Source organism: Aporhodopirellula rubra (assembly GCF_014192335.1).
Taxonomy (GTDB): Bacteria; Planctomycetota; Planctomycetia; order Pirellulales; family Pirellulaceae; genus Rhodopirellula; species Rhodopirellula rubra.
Genome location: NZ_JACHXU010000001.1, coordinates 184719 through 201429 on the forward strand (window position 1 = coordinate 184719; position 16711 = coordinate 201429).

General features: G+C 54.1%; 14 protein-coding genes. 5 read left to right on the forward strand and 9 right to left on the reverse strand.

Features of this window, described 5'->3' with window-relative positions:
• Window positions 1-24: 24 nt before the first annotated feature.
• The gene (locus FHS27_RS00570; protein ID WP_246418955.1) at window positions 25-1461 is read right to left on the reverse strand and encodes a BBP7 family outer membrane beta-barrel protein; all 1437 of its coding nucleotides are present in this window, start codon (window positions 1459-1461) and stop codon (window positions 25-27) included.
• 580 nt (window positions 1462-2041) lie between these two features.
• Here FHS27_RS00570 and FHS27_RS00575 point away from each other — a divergent pair.
• Window positions 2042-3184, forward strand: a complete 1143-nt coding sequence (locus FHS27_RS00575) for a DUF3500 domain-containing protein (protein ID WP_390852378.1) — start codon at window positions 2042-2044, stop codon at window positions 3182-3184.
• Window positions 3185-3403: 219 nt separating this feature from the next.
• A complete protein-coding gene (locus FHS27_RS00580) occupies window positions 3404-3955 on the forward strand; it encodes a glycosyltransferase (RefSeq protein ID WP_184300302.1) in 552 nt (183 codons plus the stop codon).
• Window positions 3956-4132: 177 nt separating this feature from the next.
• On the opposite strand, the gene FHS27_RS00585 is transcribed toward FHS27_RS00580, so the two are convergent.
• Both FHS27_RS00585 and FHS27_RS00590 read right to left on the reverse strand, forming a co-directional pair.
• On the reverse strand, window positions 4133-7432 hold the full coding sequence (locus FHS27_RS00585) for an efflux RND transporter permease subunit (RefSeq protein ID WP_184300305.1): 3300 nt from the start codon (window positions 7430-7432) through the stop codon (window positions 4133-4135).
• Complete coding sequence (locus tag FHS27_RS00590; protein ID WP_184300308.1) at window positions 7429-9213, reverse strand: efflux RND transporter periplasmic adaptor subunit; 1785 nt, start codon at window positions 9211-9213, stop codon at window positions 7429-7431. The genes FHS27_RS00585 and FHS27_RS00590 overlap by 4 nt, the downstream gene beginning before the upstream one ends.
• 57 nt (window positions 9214-9270) lie before the next feature.
• Between FHS27_RS00590 and FHS27_RS00595 the strand changes: the two genes are divergently transcribed.
• Window positions 9271-9915: a TetR/AcrR family transcriptional regulator gene (locus tag FHS27_RS00595; RefSeq protein ID WP_184300311.1), complete on the forward strand. Its 645-nt coding sequence runs from the start codon at window positions 9271-9273 to the stop codon at window positions 9913-9915.
• Between the two features lie 71 nt (window positions 9916-9986).
• Here the strand turns inward: FHS27_RS00595 and FHS27_RS00600 are convergent, their stop codons facing one another.
• From FHS27_RS00600 to FHS27_RS00615, 4 genes are all read right to left on the reverse strand, one after another.
• Complete coding sequence (locus FHS27_RS00600; protein ID WP_184300314.1) at window positions 9987-10667, reverse strand: haloacid dehalogenase type II; 681 nt, start codon at window positions 10665-10667, stop codon at window positions 9987-9989.
• A 175-nt stretch (window positions 10668-10842) separates the two neighbouring features.
• Window positions 10843-11592: an SDR family oxidoreductase gene (locus tag FHS27_RS00605; RefSeq protein WP_184300317.1), complete on the reverse strand. Its 750-nt coding sequence runs from the start codon at window positions 11590-11592 to the stop codon at window positions 10843-10845.
• Window positions 11593-11714: 122 nt separating this feature from the next.
• On the reverse strand, window positions 11715-12278 hold the full coding sequence (locus FHS27_RS00610) for a carboxymuconolactone decarboxylase family protein (RefSeq protein WP_184300320.1): 564 nt from the start codon (window positions 12276-12278) through the stop codon (window positions 11715-11717).
• Window positions 12279-12534: 256 nt separating this feature from the next.
• The gene (locus FHS27_RS00615) at window positions 12535-12897 is read right to left on the reverse strand and encodes a hypothetical protein (protein ID WP_184300323.1); all 363 of its coding nucleotides are present in this window, start codon (window positions 12895-12897) and stop codon (window positions 12535-12537) included.
• 190 nt (window positions 12898-13087) lie between these two features.
• Here FHS27_RS00615 and FHS27_RS00620 point away from each other — a divergent pair, with 190 nt between their 5' ends.
• Both FHS27_RS00620 and FHS27_RS00625 read left to right on the forward strand, forming a co-directional pair.
• Complete coding sequence (locus FHS27_RS00620; RefSeq protein ID WP_184300326.1) at window positions 13088-13402, forward strand: hypothetical protein; 315 nt, start codon at window positions 13088-13090, stop codon at window positions 13400-13402.
• Window positions 13399-13914 carry a response regulator gene (locus FHS27_RS00625; RefSeq protein WP_184300329.1) on the forward strand — a complete coding sequence of 172 codons (516 nt, stop codon included), beginning with the start codon at window positions 13399-13401 and terminating at the stop codon, window positions 13912-13914. The genes FHS27_RS00620 and FHS27_RS00625 overlap by 4 nt, the downstream gene beginning before the upstream one ends.
• A 183-nt stretch (window positions 13915-14097) precedes the next feature.
• Here FHS27_RS00625 and FHS27_RS00630 read toward each other — a convergent pair whose 3' ends face one another.
• Together FHS27_RS00630 and FHS27_RS00635 are read right to left on the reverse strand one after the other, a co-directional pair.
• A complete protein-coding gene (locus tag FHS27_RS00630) occupies window positions 14098-15198 on the reverse strand; it encodes a baeRF3 domain-containing protein (RefSeq protein ID WP_184300332.1) in 1101 nt (366 codons plus the stop codon).
• Window positions 15199-15440: 242 nt separating this feature from the next.
• A complete protein-coding gene (locus FHS27_RS00635; protein WP_246418956.1) occupies window positions 15441-16694 on the reverse strand; it encodes an SHD1 domain-containing protein in 1254 nt (417 codons plus the stop codon).
• Window positions 16695-16711: the final 17 nt, after the last annotated feature.

Genomic DNA, 16711 nt, shown 5'->3' on the forward strand with positions numbered 1-16711 from the left:
ACTTGGGCGGAGATCCTGTCGCATTCAATAGTTGAACGCGGCTCCGATACTCAACCCATGAGCGAGGAAGCTGGTTGTGTTGAGTTCGTAGTCAGGTCGACGGGCTCCTGCCGGAGCTTCGGGAGGGAATTGCGAAACGGTTCGATCGATCGCGTCTTCGAGCCGAACAGCGTCGGACCAATACATCAGGCTGTAGCCGATCGTTAGTTGCATGTCGCGTCGAACACGCGTGGTGAGGTTGAATCCGATTTCTGGCAACGCCATGAATTGGGATTCGTCATAGCTGCCGATGTTGGTGGATTGAGCGAGTAGACCGCCTTCGAAGGTCGAATCGCCTCCTCCCGGCACTGTGTTGGTGGTTTGCCCACTGATGGTCGTTTCGGCGCGGTTGACGCCAAAACCGACTTTGGCGTACGTGTCCAGCGTCGTGGTCGCTGATCTTTGTTGAAAGTGGAGACCGAGCTGCGCGCCGTGGAATTGGTTTTCGGTTTGGAAGTCATCGAACAGACCAACAGTTGTTCCGGCAATAATGGGGCCTTCGGCTGCCGTGTACAAGGAAGACTGTTCGATCCGAAGCATCTCTTCCAGGTTTCCATATCGATAGCCGACGAGTAGATCGAGTCTCTGACAGCCGCGAGACGAAAGCACCTGTCGGCGGTTGACGTCGAACGAAGCGAGTTGGTTGCTCGCGCGGACGTTGACGTTGCCTGTCAGGAAATCAGGGTGCGCGACGAGCATAGCCGATTCGCTGCCTAGGCTGGCGTCGAAAACTGGACGGGCGAGCAACGCAGCACTGCTGCTGAACGACTCGTCATCATCGAAGATTCCCATCCCACTCATCTCGAATCCATTGCCAAACCGGTCGCCATTCCAGCCGAGCGTGATGCGCAGGCCCGATCGCATGGAATCGAGTTCGGTGTCGTTGCCAAACAGGACTGTTGTGCCTGCCTGACCGAGGATACCGGTGTCTTCAGGAAGAGTGCCCGCGGTGCTGGTGGTAACCAAGGGCGGCAAATCGATTCCGTCGATTGACCAAAGCATGTACTCAGCGCGAAGCCAGTAACTACCGATCGCGGCAGGCGTGTAGCACCGGTCACAGCCAGATTGGCAATCGCAGGGGATTCCCCCGCCGCCGGCAAAATCCTCTTCGTAGGCATGGTTGCCTTCATAAATGACCTCGCCTTCGTAGGGCGATTCAACGTAGGCGGAGTCATCGAAGGCCTCCGAATATTCGTCTGGGGTGAACGAGACCGCATCGATCGTCTCATCAGAATCGTTGGATTCGTCGTCAGGACGGACGGATTTTCCATTGATCGATAGCGGACTCCAAGTCATTTTTTGGGTCGGCAGGGCAGCTTCGGCTCGATCGCGTGGACTTTGCGGATCATCCGCCAAGACGTCGTTTCGCACGACTGCGAAACAAACGAGCGAGAGTAACAGGAGGGATCTGGATTTGTTCATTAAATCAAAGCTATTGAGCGACTGTGATTTCCTAATCGCAAGCGGGCTTGTTGGAACGCGGCGTTCGTTCGTGTCGCCGTCAGCTTCCTCGGTGAAATCTTGTGTATCGGTCATTCGTACACCTGCCCCAGCGTACTGTCTTGCGCGATGAAGTCACTGAGTACATGCTTTACACTTCCGCGCCAGTCGCCAACAAGAGTGTCTCGTCGAATTTGAGAAGGAATGTTTCCGGCGATGGTTGCTCGCTAGGTGTTGCCTCGGGGCTAGGGTCAACGTGGTGGATATCATTGTCTGACGTCATAATTTCGTTGAATCAGGAAGGCCTGTTTCACGATCGGTTTCACTGCTCGGGCATCTTTTCGTTAGAATCAATCGGAGTCTGTCAAAAACACACGACGGATTCGGCCCTGCGTCCATGTCTGCTGTCTCACAAACTCGCTCATGCGATTCGGTTGTTCGCCGAGGTGGCTGAAATGGCCGGTTATGACTGCCGCCATGAGGCTCAACCGAGCGAAAATCGAATGATTTGCCTCCCCACAAGAAGAGTCCTATGAAATCGATATTAAGTTCGCATCGATGGATGTTGTTGTCAGTATCTGTGTTCTTTTGCACCACGGCGGCTCTCGTTGCTTATTCACAAGGCCCTGGCGGTCGACGTGGGAGAACCTCCGTCACCGATTCATTTGTTGGCATCACGAATTCGCAGGGAGTCCAACAGGGCTTGTTTTCGATCGAGTCCACCGGGGTGACAACCGAACCGATTCGTTCAGCCGCTGTCGCTTTTTTAGATGGCCTCTCCGAGTCGCAGCGTGAGCGAACCGTTTTCCCTGTCGATGATGCAGAATGGCGAAAATGGGATAACCGACATCGCAGTCCACGCCAGGGAGTGGGCTTCAACGAAATGACTGAGGCCCAGCGAACGCTCGCTTTCGAAATGCTCGGGCAGAGTCTTAGCGCCAAAGGGCTGAAGAAAACCCAAGACATCATGAAACTCAATGGAACGCTCGCCGAGTTGGCGAACAACTCTGATGAGTACGGCGAGTGGCTGTACTGGATCACGATCATGGGCGAGCCATCAGCAACAGAACCTTGGGGATGGCAACTTGACGGTCATCACTGCGTCGTTAACTACTTCGTCATGGGTGACCAAGTCGTGATGAGCCCCGTCTTCATGGGATCCGAACCGGTCGAAGCAAAAGAAGGTAAATTCAAAGGCGCGATCGTGATGCAGGACGAACAGGACAAAGGCTTGGCTCTGATTTCGCTGCTGAATGACGAGCAACGCGCCGAGGCGATCATTATGAATCGCAAAAACGGAAACAATAATCTGACCGAGGCCTACAAGGACAACGTCATTTTGGACTACGCCGGGATTCCCGGATCGAAACTCGACGACACGCAGAAACAAGCCTTGCTGGCACTTGTCGAGGAATATGTCGGCAACATGCGAGAGGGACACGCTAAAGTGCGAATGTCCGAAGTCGCGAAGCATCTCGACGACACCTATTTCGCATGGATCGGCGGCACAACTGACAAAAGCGTGTACTACTATCGCGTCCACAGTCCCGTGGTCCTGATTGAGTTCGACCACCAACGCCGTGTCGCTCCCTTTCGCACATCTGAGCCGACGCGTGACCATATCCATACCGTCATCCGTACGCCCAATGGCAACGACTACGGCAAAGATCTCCTGCGTCAGCACTACCACAGTCATTCACACTAGCGGTAAACGAAGTACGAATTGCCGGGGCGTCGCATTGCTCATCGTTTTGTTTAGCATTGCTCCGTTTTTCATTGCCTACGGTCGGGCCTGCGTCGCGGTGTCAAACCGTTGAGCGAAAGAGTTTGCAGATGAAACATTTCGGATTGGTTTGCCCTGCGACGACGGGCTATCTCAATACGATCCTGTCCCTCTGCAACGAACTCCGAAATCGCGGTCACCGTGTCACGACTGACGGATCAACCACTCGTTTATGCCAGTTTGGGAACAATCCTTGGGAACGCTCAGCACTTGTTCCACAAGATTGCTGAAGGTTGTGCGACGTTAGATGTTCAGCCCGTGATTTCGCTGGGACGATCCATGGAGAGCGAGTCGATTCCCGAGTTTCCGGGATCGGCAATCGCGGTTCGATACGCGCCACAACTCGACTGGTTAAAACGGGCCGCGTTGATGATCACTCACGGTGGCATGAACACCACACTCGAATGCCTCACCAACGCGATTCCAATGGTCGTTATCCCAATGGTCAATGATCAACCAGGGATTGGGGCGAGATTCAATTGGTCGGGTTGCGGCGAATCAATTCCTGCAAATTCGGTTTCGGTTGACAAGCTTATAAAGGCGATCACTCAAGTCCTTCGCGTTCCGTCTTACCGAGAAAATGCACGCCTGATGCAGTCGGCGATTGAGCGTTGCGGAGGCGTTACCAAAGTTGCCGATATCGTCGAATTGGCAGCATCGAGCAACCAGCCGATTTGCCGCGTTCCAAACTAGGAAGTTTCAACGGATGACATGCCCGCTGAAAGTAGATGGTTTTGTCAAAGTTCGGATCCCCAAAGTTTGAGGACATCCCTCTAGAAAATGCGTTCGTCATTCGTGGTGACGTTAAATGGATAAGACCACCGACACCAATGCTGGTGCCGTCGCGGTGGTCTTTCTCATGTGCCTCTATTATTCCGGCGATAGAAACGAATAGAGCACAGGGACTAACAGCAGCGTCAACGTTGTTGCGAAGGTCAGACCGAAGATCAACAGCCAAGCCAATCCTTGCCAAAGTGGTCCGCCGGCGAGTGCGAGCGGGATCAGTCCGCCAACCGTCGTGGCGGTGGTTAAGAAGATTGGCATCAACCGTTGTTGGCCTGCCTCCACGATCGCTGATTGGAATTCCTGATGCGTCAATTTGCGGCCCAGGCTAGCACCTTTCTGGCTGGTAACGATGTCCGCAAATTCGACGAAGAGAATTGCGGAGTTGAGCACGATTCCAAACAGTGCCAGCACGCCGAGTTGCGGCATGAATCCGAACGCATTTCCGGTCATCCATAATCCGGTCAGTGCACCAACCAATGCTAGCGGTAATGTTACAATGATGATTGATGTACGAGCAATACTGTTGAACTGCAGAATCAGCAGGATGAAGATCGCGACAAACGACAATCCAAACGATTTGAACATCTTCCACTGTGCCTTCATCGATTCCTCGAGTGCGCCGCCAATTTCCACACGAAATCCGGGTGGCAATTCAGCTTGGAGTTCCTTCATTGATTCGGAGTTGAAAACTTGATTGGTGATGTCATTTCCTGATGCTCCCACGTTGATGCGTGATCGCACCTCGATCGTTCGGTTGCCATCGCGTCGATCGATGGATGCCGGACGCCATTGCGGGCTGACGCTGGCGACAGCGGCGAGTGACGTTTTGCCGATTTGACTCTCGATGTGGGCATCATTGATCGTGCCGAGCGACTTTCGACTATCGGGAGTGAGCCGAAAGTAGACGGGGATTTGTCGATCATTCTCACGATAGGTGGTTAACAGTTTTCCGGAAAAATAGGCGTCGAGCGTCGAGGCGATTTCTGAATTGCGAATGCCTGAAAGGCTAGCCCGGTTTGCGTCGACGTCCACGTAAAGTTGTTGGCAGGGAACACCCCACGAGTCGTTGACGTCCCATGTGTCGGGGGCGGCGGCAACGAGTTTTTTGACGCGGTTAGCGGCGGAACGGAGTTCATTCATATCTGCAAGTCCGTTACCGACAATGCGTAGAACAACCGGATCGGCAGGTGGTCCTAATGACAACTCGATCGGAACAACGCGGGCGCCTGCAATCGGACTCAATCCCAACGCTGAATCGCCTTCGCGTGCAACGACTCGAAGGCGTTCGGAAAATTCATGAGTCACCTTTCCATCAGTTGTGTGGATCAATATCTCCGCGTAGTTTGGTTTTGCCGATTCGGGTTCCCAGGCGAGATACCAGCGTGCCCCGCCTCCGCCAACGATCGTTCGCATGTTGAGGAGTCGTTCTCGTGAGCGACCTTGTTCATCGATATACGGACTCAACGTGCGAATCATGTCCTCGACCTGTCGTGCAACCTCGTTGGTTTGTTCGATCGATGCGGATTCGGGTAGCCACACTTCCACGGCAAACTGATCACGCTCGGTCAACGGAAAGAACTCACTCGAGACCGGCAACTGCGTAGAAAGCAAAAAGATAGCAACGGCGCCCATGATCGTTGCGACTCGGTGACGGAGCGTCCACCGCAGCGTCGACCCGTACAGACGGTAGAAGATACCTTGCGTGGCATTGCTTGACTCCGACTCGTTCGGTGATGGGGTGGAGGATGTCTTCCGCTTTCGTCTCGGTAACCAAGTGATGGAACCGAGTTTCTTCATCAGCCACGGAAGTGGCGCAGTCGGATGATTCAGGTCTTTGGGTGGGCGGATGATCCACGAGGCGAGGATGACACAAAACGTCATTGCCAACAGCCAACTGACCGCGAGCATGACTGATAGGGTGATTGGCAGGCTGTAGATGAACTCACGGTTGGCACCGTCCATCGCGATCAACATCGGAATAAACGCTGCGATGGTTGTGCCAGTACCGCTGAGCATGGACACGCCCAGCATTTCCGCGCCTTTGACGGCGGCTTCCCGTGGTGCCATGCCGGCGATTTGGTTGGTGCGAGTTTGGTCGCAGACTTGGACGGCATTGTCGACCAACAGTCCCAGCGAAATGATCATTGACGCCAACGACATTTGCTCCAGTTGAACGCCAAAGAGCGTGATGATCGCCAACGACGAGATCACAACAAACGGAATATTTGCGGCCATCACGGCGGCGGTTCGAAAGCCGACAACGAGGTAGACCAAGACGACAACCACGAGAATCGCTTCGATGATATTGACGCCAACTTCGCGAATACGCTTCTTAACGCTGTCGGATTGATCTGAAATGATTGACACCGCTAAATCAGGCGGCAGAACGCCCGTTGATTGCAGTTGAGCGACACTGGTTTTTGCGTTGCTGCAAATGTCGATGATGTTGGCGCCCGACTTCATCGAAACGGCCAAGATGATCGTTGAAGTTTCCAGGTCAGGCGTTCCGTATCGACAAATACGTTGAGGCGGATCGGCATAGCCTCGACGAACCGATAGGCCTAAATCTTTGAGTTGTACCTGATTCGCGCCTGCCGCTGCGGGAACGACACCGACGACGAGAGAGTCGAGTTCTTCGACCGCGTTGACGTCACCGCTCGGTTTGACAAAAAATCGGCCGTCTTCTGCGTCGATGCGCCCTCCCGGTGCAACAATATTCTGCGCTTGAGCGAGATTGGCAATCTGATTCGTCGTTAGTTCGATTCTCGACCACGTTCCTTCATCGGTCTCGATGTAGATCGCTTCGTCTTGCACGCCAAAACGTGCCACTTGGGACACGCCGGGGAGCAAACGCAAACTGTCTCGTATCCGTTCCGAGAAGAGATCCAGTTGGCGGTGGGAGTACGCAAATTTCGGGTCAATGTTCGTCTGGCCGTCAACGGGTTGCTGATGCACGGCGTATAGCAAAACACTGGTGTCGGCGAATTCGTCATAGAGGAAAGGCGAGATCGCGGGATCCGGCATCGCGACGTTACGAATCCTGGCACGCACTCGATCCCACGCGTCGTCAACGCGAGCCCCGGGAACCCAATCCTCCAATTCAACGAAGATGACGGACATCTCGCTGCTGGACGTCGAGCGGATCAACCGAACCTCTTCGAGGCCGTCGATGGTGTCTTCGAGTGGATCAGTGATCAGTTTTTCAATCTGTTCAGCCGAGGCACCCTCCCATCGTGTTGTCACGACCGCAACTTTGAGGGTGAACTCGGGGTCCTCGCGTCGCGGCATTGTGAAAAAGCTGGCGCTTCCCCACGCTACAAACAACAACACCATTGTGATCGTGATGGTCGGTCGTTTCACCGCCAGTTCAGGAAGGCTGCTCACCGGAGGCTTCCTGTGCTGGGCGTGATCAGGACGAGGTCGCCATCATTCAAGTAGTGTGTGCCTTCCATGACGACCTGCATTCCTTCGTGCAATCGGTTTTGCGGAGACGCTTTTAAACGCAGGAGGACCGACTCGTCGACGACCGAATTGTCTTCGGCAATCTCGACATTGATTCGCTTGGCGGTCGGTTGCCCTTCGATCATCTCAACGACGTGAATGAATCGTTCGTCACGCTCTTCTCGTACCGCTTTCATGGGCACGTAGTATCCATCGTGCGGTTCGCTCGGCATGAGCGATACCTGCGCCACGTCGCCCGACCTCAACAGCCAGCGCTGTTCATCGACCATCACGCGATGGCCTTTCCAGGTCTCCAACGTGGGCGACGACTCAGGATGATCGAGTGAGAATTTGGTGTCCGGGGAGGCGGTAGGTTTGAAGAAGAGTTTGCCTGTGATTAGATCGCGATCCATGTCGATTTGGGAATTGGGATCTGCGAACTCGATTGCGACGAATTTCCATTTGCCTAGAAACGGAATAATGTCGCTGGTGATTCGTACGGGGACTTTCTCAACGGTCAGTACCCGATTGCTCGCGAGCGAAGGTGTTCCCCATTGTCGATTGGTCACCTTCCAAACAAAGTTCTCGCCACCGATTTTGTGGACAGAGTCAATCTCGACGAGAAGACGTTGATCGTTCGTGATGATGGGACCGATGTTGAGCGGCGCGATTTGCTCGGTCCAAGCGATTGGTTCGTTTGAGTCGGACACGGGGACTCGGACGTCATCGAACTCGTTGCGAACATGCAGCGATACGGTAAACGTTCGTGCCGCGGGGTCGGCTACCGAATCCACATGGTTCACCATGCCACTGAGTGAACGGATCTCACCATTGCCGTCGGTGACCCGAACGGACAACATGTCGCCTCGTCGATAGCGACGCGAGTCTCGGGAGGTCACCTCGAATTCGATCGACATCGGATCCATCATTTGTACGGTAACGATCGGGTCTCCTTCCTTGACATAGGTTCCTGGGACTACATGAACTTCCGAAACTTGACCCGGGAATGGGCTGTGCAAAATCGCGTTCCGGAAGTTCCGTTTCGCTTCGGACAAACGGTGTTCAGATTGGGCGACTTGAGCTTCGAGTGCGAGTTGCTGAGCTTGGGCCTGAGCCAGATCGGCTTCCGCGGTCGCGAGGCTCGCTCGAGTTGTGGAAACACGAGTTCTCGCGGTGTCGGCTTCGGATCGCGAGATCGCATTTTGTTGAACCAATTTCGTGACCCGCGTGAGCTCCATGTTAGCGAGGGTTGCCTCGGCTTTTGCGGAATTGATTAAGGCAGGCAACCGTTGTTCGATCGTGACCTTGTTGGCGTCTCGGTTCAGGGTGGCGACCGCAACGTCGGCTTCCGCTGCTTCAACGGCGATTCGCAATTCCTCGTCATCGAGTCGTGCCAAACGCGTTGATTGTGGCGTTTGCGATGTCCGAAGCGAGCCGATTTGTGGTGTGACCATCTCGTTCGGTTCAACAACTTCGGCAACGCGTCCGGCCAGTTCGAATCCGATTTGCTCCGTTTTCCAAGGGACGACTGAACCGGTGATTTCCTGTTGCGTCGTCGGCGCACTTCGCGTCAACGTGAAAACCGAAACTGGCTTGGGGGGCACCGTTCTGTTTTCGACCAAATCGGGTTCATTCGAGCATCCGCCCAATGCGAGAAGGAGGATCACTGCCGATCCGATCGAGCTTCGCTTGCCCACGCGATCGTGAAAAGTTTCAACATTCATTGACGACAGAGATTTCTAAGCTTGCGAAAAGTAAACAGTACGGTGTACCTTGAGACTATGGCTAAGAAAAGTAAACTGTCAAGTGTAGTTTTTGAGGCGGATAGCAGCGGGCGGCTAACCGATCGCAAGCGATGCGCGATCGTCCAGGCGGCGGTACAGGAGTTTCAGACCCGAGGGTTTTATGCGGCCAGCATGAACGGGATCGCCGATGCCGCATCGGTGAGCAAGCGAACGCTCTACAACCATTTCGACAGCAAAGAGTCCTTGTTCGACGCGATTATCGACGAACTCACCTTGCGATCGCAGCGGCTTCCGACGACCGAATTTGATCCCACCCGAGGCCTCGCTGAGCAGTTACGCGAGTTAGCGGAAGCGGAAGTCGACTTCATCACGTCGGACGATGTTCAAGCTCTCGCGCGGGCATGCATGTCTCGCGTGTTGGCCGAACCTGAAGTGGGCAAGCAGGTGGATCATCGACGATTTGCTATCCGTATCGAGTCGTTTCTCGAACAGGCGCAGGCGTCGGGATGTCTTGCCGAAATGGACATCGAGTTTGCGGCGATGCAGTTCTTGGGGCTCTTGCGCACGTTCGCCTTCTGGCCCATGATCCTTCACGGTGAGGCTCCACCGACGCGAAAGAAACGAGAGCAGATTGTTTCTTCCAGCGTCGAATTGTTTTTAAGCCAATATTCAGCGATTTGATGTCCGGGCTATCGTCGGAACCGAGACGGCTGAATCTGAACCTGTCACGGTAGTACCGTGGAATGCAAGCGTTACTTCAACGCGCGGACGAGTTCTTCTAGGTCGCTTACGACATAGTCGGGGCGTTCGACGTTCGGATAAAGGGATGTGCCGGGGCGGGCAATGAACGCAGTTTGAAGTCCAACGTTTTTGGCGCCCGCTAAATCCCAAGCATGCGCGGCGACCATCAGAACCTCGTTCGGTTCGACACCGAGGTCGTCTAGAACCATGCGATACGGGGCCGGATGTGGTTTGAATTTCTTCACGGTCTCAACCGAGTACCGCTTTTCAAACAGATCCGTCAAACCCGCATTCTTGAACTGAGTTTCAACTCCAACGGCAGAAGAATTCGTCAGGCTGATTATGCGATATCCGTTTTGAGAGAGTGCTTTGAGGCTTGCGATCACGTCTCCGTGAGGAGGCAGTGCACGTAGTGGGGTGACGATCGCTTCTTTCGCGTCTTCGTATTGAATGTCAATGCCTTGATTCTTGGCGACCATCATCAGCGACGCGGTCCCGATTTCCCCGAACCCGTGGTAATGATCACTCAGCGTTTCGACGAGTGAATAGTGAACCATGGTGGAGAACCATAGCGGCAACAGGTCTTCCCGTCCTCCGAGTGCCTTGCCGACTGATGTTTTGAGTGGAGCGAGATCAAGAAGAGTCTCGTTGACATCAAACAGGATGACAGTGGGGCGTGGTTTGGGGTTCACGGATTTGTTCTCAGGCTGTTTCGCAGGTCTGGGTTCTTCCGCGTTAACGGGCACGGCAGACAATAAAAGCAGTGCCACCAAAGACAGTGCTCGTCGGATCGGGAAGCTCTTCATAGAGACGCGTTGGGTTGGGGGGCGAGTGGCGTGTAGAAAGTTGATTTAAAAAACGCTTCGCCTACGCGACACTCTCTTGCATGTCGGCTTCGACGACGTTTTCCGCAAAGCTCTGATAGGCATTCCCGACTTGTTGCGCTACTTCGTCGGGCCAAGCGTGGAAGTTGCCGCTGACGATTCCATCGAAGATTGCTTTGGCAACATCGACAGGAGATCCCGCGCTGTCTCCAAAGCCTGCCGCGTCACCCATGTCGGTTTGGATCGGTCCCGGGTGAACGCTGAGCACGTGTGTGCCTTGATCGCGAAGGGAATCCCGCAGTCCTTGCGTGATCGCATAGCTGGCGGCTTTCGATGCGCAGTAGGTGGCGAAATCGCTGAATGTCTTGACCGAGGCAACGCTGTTGAGTTGCACGAACGCACCTCCACCGTTGCTCTTAAGCGTTGGAGCGAACGCGTGTGCCATCCGCATCAGACCGTAGACATTGACATTCATTTCGAACTGCAACGCCTCGATTGCATCATCTGACATCGCTGCGGCAATCTTCATCACACCTGCGTTGTTGACGACCACGTCAACGTCCGATGCTTTCTCGGCTGCGGACTTAATTGAGGCAGAGTCATCGAGGTCGACGCGAATTGGGACGACACGGTCACCGTACTTCTCGACCAGAGACGACGCGGAGTCGAGGTCTCGCACCGCCGCATAGACTTTGGCCGCGCGACGGCTGATTGCCTCTTCCAGAATCGCTTTACCGATTCCGCGGTTGGCACCTGTGATCAAAACGTTCTTGTTCTTAATGTCAAATGTCATGTTTCTGTCCTTGTGTCAGAGGGAGTGAAATCAATTTGGCAGGGATGGCGGTCGCTCATTTTTGATGAACTGCCTCGCAAACTGAGCGTCGAATCGATTTTTAGTTGAGAAATGTGAATTGGCTACGCCGGTTGTGTTTCTTCGCTCCACTCGTTGTCAGCGAATGCAGGGTCGAGGGGCGTTTGTGCGATGTGGTTGGTGTAGTTGGAGAGGACTTTGTAAGCCGTTCCCACGATCACATCGAAGACGGTCTGCTTGGTGTATCCGGCGGCCAGCAACGCATTGATGTCACTGTCGTCGACCCAGCCGCGTTTTACGTTAACCGCTTCCGCGAAGGTGCGAAGAGCTTCCAATTTGGAGTCTGCGATCGGTGAGTTATTGCGAAGTGATGTGATGACGTCCTCCGGCACCTTGGCACTTTGCATGATCGACGTATGAGCGGCCATGCAGTATTGGCAACCGTTCAGTCGGTTATTGGTCATCGCAATGACTTGGCGTTCGGTTTCACTCAAATCGGTTTTTCCAAAAACTCCAGCGATTGTCTTATACGCCTCGAGAAGTGCGGGTGATTCAGCCATCGCGGCGTGGAGGTTTGGCACGAAACCGTAGGCTTTTTGGCTTTGTTCGAGCATTTCTTTGCTCTCGTTGGGTGCGGTTTTGGTCGTGTGAAGGGTGAAGTCAGCCATTGTTCTCTCGCTGGTTTGGGATGTTCGGTCAAAATGGGCGATGTCGATTGCTCGCCCAGAGTGGTTGTGCCACGGTTCAGTACCGCCTAGGGCACGAGTCTCCGTCTTTCGAGCACACTGTAGAAGTCTAGACCGATCGGTCAAGTGTTGGTTTTTATGGTTTTCTGGGATCTCAGCTCGGTCGGGATTCGTGGGTGTCTGGACTAGGTACCGCGGGCCCGCCAGCTTGGGTTTACGGTGTAATCGGCGCGGCGATTCATTGAAGTGATGTTGAAGCTTGGTCGGGTTCTGCGACGGGATTGGTTTGCTTCGGATCATCCACGACAGTGGATTGCTTCAATGCTTCGATCTTTCGTTCAAGTTTCTGTTCGGCGTCAGTGACTGCCTCGCTGGCCTCTCGTTTCGCGTCTTCAATTTGCTCGCGAGCTTCCTCACGGGCGTCAGCAACGATCTCAACCGCGTTCTCTTCTGATTCGGCGATGATTGATGCCGCGTCCTCACGTGCTTCTTCCAATTCTTGCTGAGCCTGCTCGGCTTGACCTCGGAGCGTGTCGGGTTCGCCGCTGCATCCGATCGAAAGAAGGCAAAGGGAGAGCAAGATCTCAAAAAGCTTTGGCATGGGGGTACTCAATTGTTTAATACGAGAAACCGTGTGCCCTGTCGTCAAGGAGGTGACGGAGGACTTAAACGGGCGATTCATTTCAGTGACGCGTTTAACGCCGATATGGCGAAAGGTTGCAACAATCGTGCCGAGAATAGACGCGAGGCGTCACTGATCTGCTCGCGTGTAGCGATCTTGAGGCGCCTTGATGCATCTGCGACTAAGTTGGCTCTCAATTGCTTGGGCTGCCCACATCGACGCGCGGCATAGCGTTTGCGTTGCTCTTTTGGCGTTAGTTTATGTGTATGTCGTCGGCGTCATGGGAGGCGGGGATATGACGTTTCAGTTGCAGGCCACCGAGAAGATTCGAGTGGGTGTTCGCCGAATCGCCTTAGAGCAGATTGAGAAGGCACTGTTGGACGTCTCGATCGTGATCGCCCAACGCGTGTACGCAGAGCCGAGCGAACTGGCGGCCGAGCGTGTGCATGCCGTGTGGAAAACATGGCGACCGGAGAAAGCATGATGATGCGTTCCGAGGCTGGAAAGCCAAAACGTTGCCTAATCGCGGACGATGTGCGGTCGTTTCGTAAAACCGTCGAGTCGTGGTTACGTGAGTGTGATTTTGAATGTGTGCTCGCAGTTAACGGTAAGCACGCTTGGGAAATCATTGAAGACGATCCGCCCGACCTCATTATTACTGACATCGAAATGCCTTCTGCCTGCGGTCTGTCGCTTTTGCGGCGAACACGCGAGGCGGCGGAAGAAAGGATACGGACACTACCGGTGCTCGTGATGACAAGTTTACGCGACACAACCACGCTCGATGTCGTGCTGCAGTTGGGCGGAGATGGGTTGCTACACAAGCCGCTGGATAAGCAAGTCTTGCTTTCGGCGGTGCTTGACGTGGTGTCGGATCGACGAGATTTTCGACCCGGTAAGAAGAACCCCGACAGCATGACGGGAAAAGGTCCGGGCGAAATCTCACCAACGCTACGACGTCTGCTGCGGTTGGTCGCGAAGAACGAACGACACTGAATGCCGTAGGAACGACGTCTGCACATGAAAGTTGTGAACTTGCCGTCGCTTAACTGAACCACGCCGACGGCAACGTCCGCCAGGGTTGGCGGTGGGTGCCATATCGAATTCGCTCGTGAACCGATTGAAGCGTTGGCCGTAGTGATGATGCTAGCGCACGCGACGGCTGTTTGTTGCCGCCGCTTAGTAGCGGTAGATTGCAGCAAGTTTGGCGTCGCCGAGATTATCCATGTCACTGCGTGAGACCAGGCCGCCATTTCGCAACGTTTCGGTCACGTTCGCATTGAGTTCACCGTCGTTGGGCATTGCCGAATTGATTAACAGCGATTCAACTCGTCCTTCGCGAGCGGCCTTGAGAACGTCCGATGGTTTGTTGGACCCTTGCGAATTAGCCAACGCAGTGCCGAATCGTTGTGAAAAATCTTGCGTACTTTCTTGCAGCGATTCCTCGGCATATTCACGGACACGCTCATTGAGTTCGTGCTCGCTCCACTGTGCGGGACTGCCCTCGACTTTTGCATCCGCGTTCACGTGCGTCGTCGCTTCGAATTTGCCGATCATTTCCTTCGTGCCGACGATAATGAGTGGGCGTCCGGAATTGTAAACTGCCCCGGCGACTTGTTCGCCCACGAGCGACAAGTACTGATCGCGGTCGGCTTCAACTTTGTCTTCGCCTTCACCATGGCCATGAAACATCGCCGTTGAAGTTCCCGGTGCGTTGCCAACACGTCGATGGCTTGTGTTTTGAAGGCTCTTTTCTGGGTCGCGTGGAATGACGAAATCGTGGTACTTACCCGGAAGAGTCTCCGTTTCCACGGTCGTCAGCGTTCCATCGCTAGAACGGAACAGTTTCGCCTCGTCCCATGTCAATGCGAGTACAAAATAGTCTCCTGGGACGCCGTAATCGGGCGTTAGAGGAGCGAGACGGTACGCATCTCCCACGTGAACGCTATCGGGAAGTTCACGATTGAGACTGAACAGCCGGCCGTTATCGGGCGTCAAAAAGATCGCGAGTCCTTCCTGTTGGTTCTGCCAAAAATCGGCATTCGTAATAAGTGATCGAATTGAATCGAGAACCGAAGGATCGTGATCGTTATCCTTGAGTTGTTTCTCTGCCTTGGAGATCAAGTTCTTGAGTCGTATCGAACCTTGTTGAGTTTCAGCACCCTTTCGATGAGTACGCATCAAAATCGATACGCATGGCCCTGACGTTTCTTTTGCGAGTTGTTCAAGATCGCCGGGTTTGAGAATCTCGGTAGTGAGGTCGTGTGTGATCGTAGACATCTGCGGTCTCGCTTTCGTGTGAGAAACGGATTGTTTTGCGAGAGTGAATGCAGCAAATGAAATGCCGACTGAACCGGCGGTCGGCGTGATCCCAATACGGCAATAGTTGAATCAGGTACGAGCTATCGTGTGTCTTGTGGGCAATCAAGTTGACTGATTGCCTGCCAGCACGCAGGTGGCCGGTTGGCTGCACGGCGAGTATTGATCGGAATGCGCTGCACGACCAACAGGGGCGAACCGAGTTAAAATCCCGCGGCTTGGGCAGCGGGCATCAAATTTGGGTCACCCATTCCGGCGAATATTGTCATCGCTTGCTGCATCATGCCCATGAGGGTTTGGCCGAACTCTTGCTGAGACGACGCAGCAAGTAAACTGTCGAGGGTTGTATTGATCGGTCCGGAGATGTTGTTCAGCATTTCGGTCGTTCGGGCTTGGTTCGCCGGGCTGATCACTACTTCGAATTTGTTGACCGAATCTTTTGCCTGTTGAAGCAGATTATCCTGGTTGGCGATCAGAGTCTCCACGAATGCACTCGGCAGCCACCGTTCTTGGTGCAGCGTCATGGAAAGGGTTTCCGTTCCGCCATCCTGTTTGGGAATGGTGATGGTTCCCTCGGTCGCGCTGGTTTGGTCAACAACGATTTGGTTGAGTTGGTTGTCGAGCATTCCGGGCGGAAGAATTGGCAGGAGTTCTTTCGCGTGAGCCCCTAAGCGAGGCAGGTGATAGTTGACCAGTTGTGTGAACGTCGTGTCAGGAATCGACGTGAGTCCATTGGAAAGCGACATCCATTCATACATCAGGCCAACCGCGGGATCGTAGCCTTGTTGTAGCATCGGCTTTGCTCCGGGAGGAAGTGTGGCGAGCATCGAAGAACCCAGCACATAGTCCTTTTGGGTCGTGAGAACTTCGAGCAGTTTCATGGTGATCTTTTCCATCGGCTCGTTTTGTTCGGCGTAGCTTCGAAGCGTGGGGCGAAACACATCACGAACTTCGGGGCTGTCGAGTTGCGTTCGGAGATCATTAGGCAAGCAGTACCAGAACACTTCCAGGTGGCCCGACATCACTTGCGTTTTCACGTAGTCGAACTGCTGTTGCAAATTCGGGTTTTGCGGGAAAGCGTCCATTCGGCCGATGTCGGGTGGCGTTGGGGCGACGATGTTGGCGAAGTCGTTGTCAGGTTGGTATTCGGTGGACGGTGCCTGTGAATTTGTGGTTGTCCCCGAGTTGGATGTTCTCGAAAGATCGAACAGTTGTTTGGCACGTGTACGGCTTTTTTCGCTCAAACGATTGATGGGAACTGAGATTGATGAACCGTCAGCTTTGCGCAACACGACGCTCCTGCCATCGACACGGACGTATTCTGCTTCGATTTCAAAGTTGCCTGTTGTGTCGCTCCACTTTTCGGCGGATGCGGGCGACGCCAAGCAGAGCCCGGCGACGGCGGGCAGGGTCATGGCCCAAACTCGTAACAAATGGCGAGGTGAGAAGGTCTTCATGATGATTGTCTCGGTTT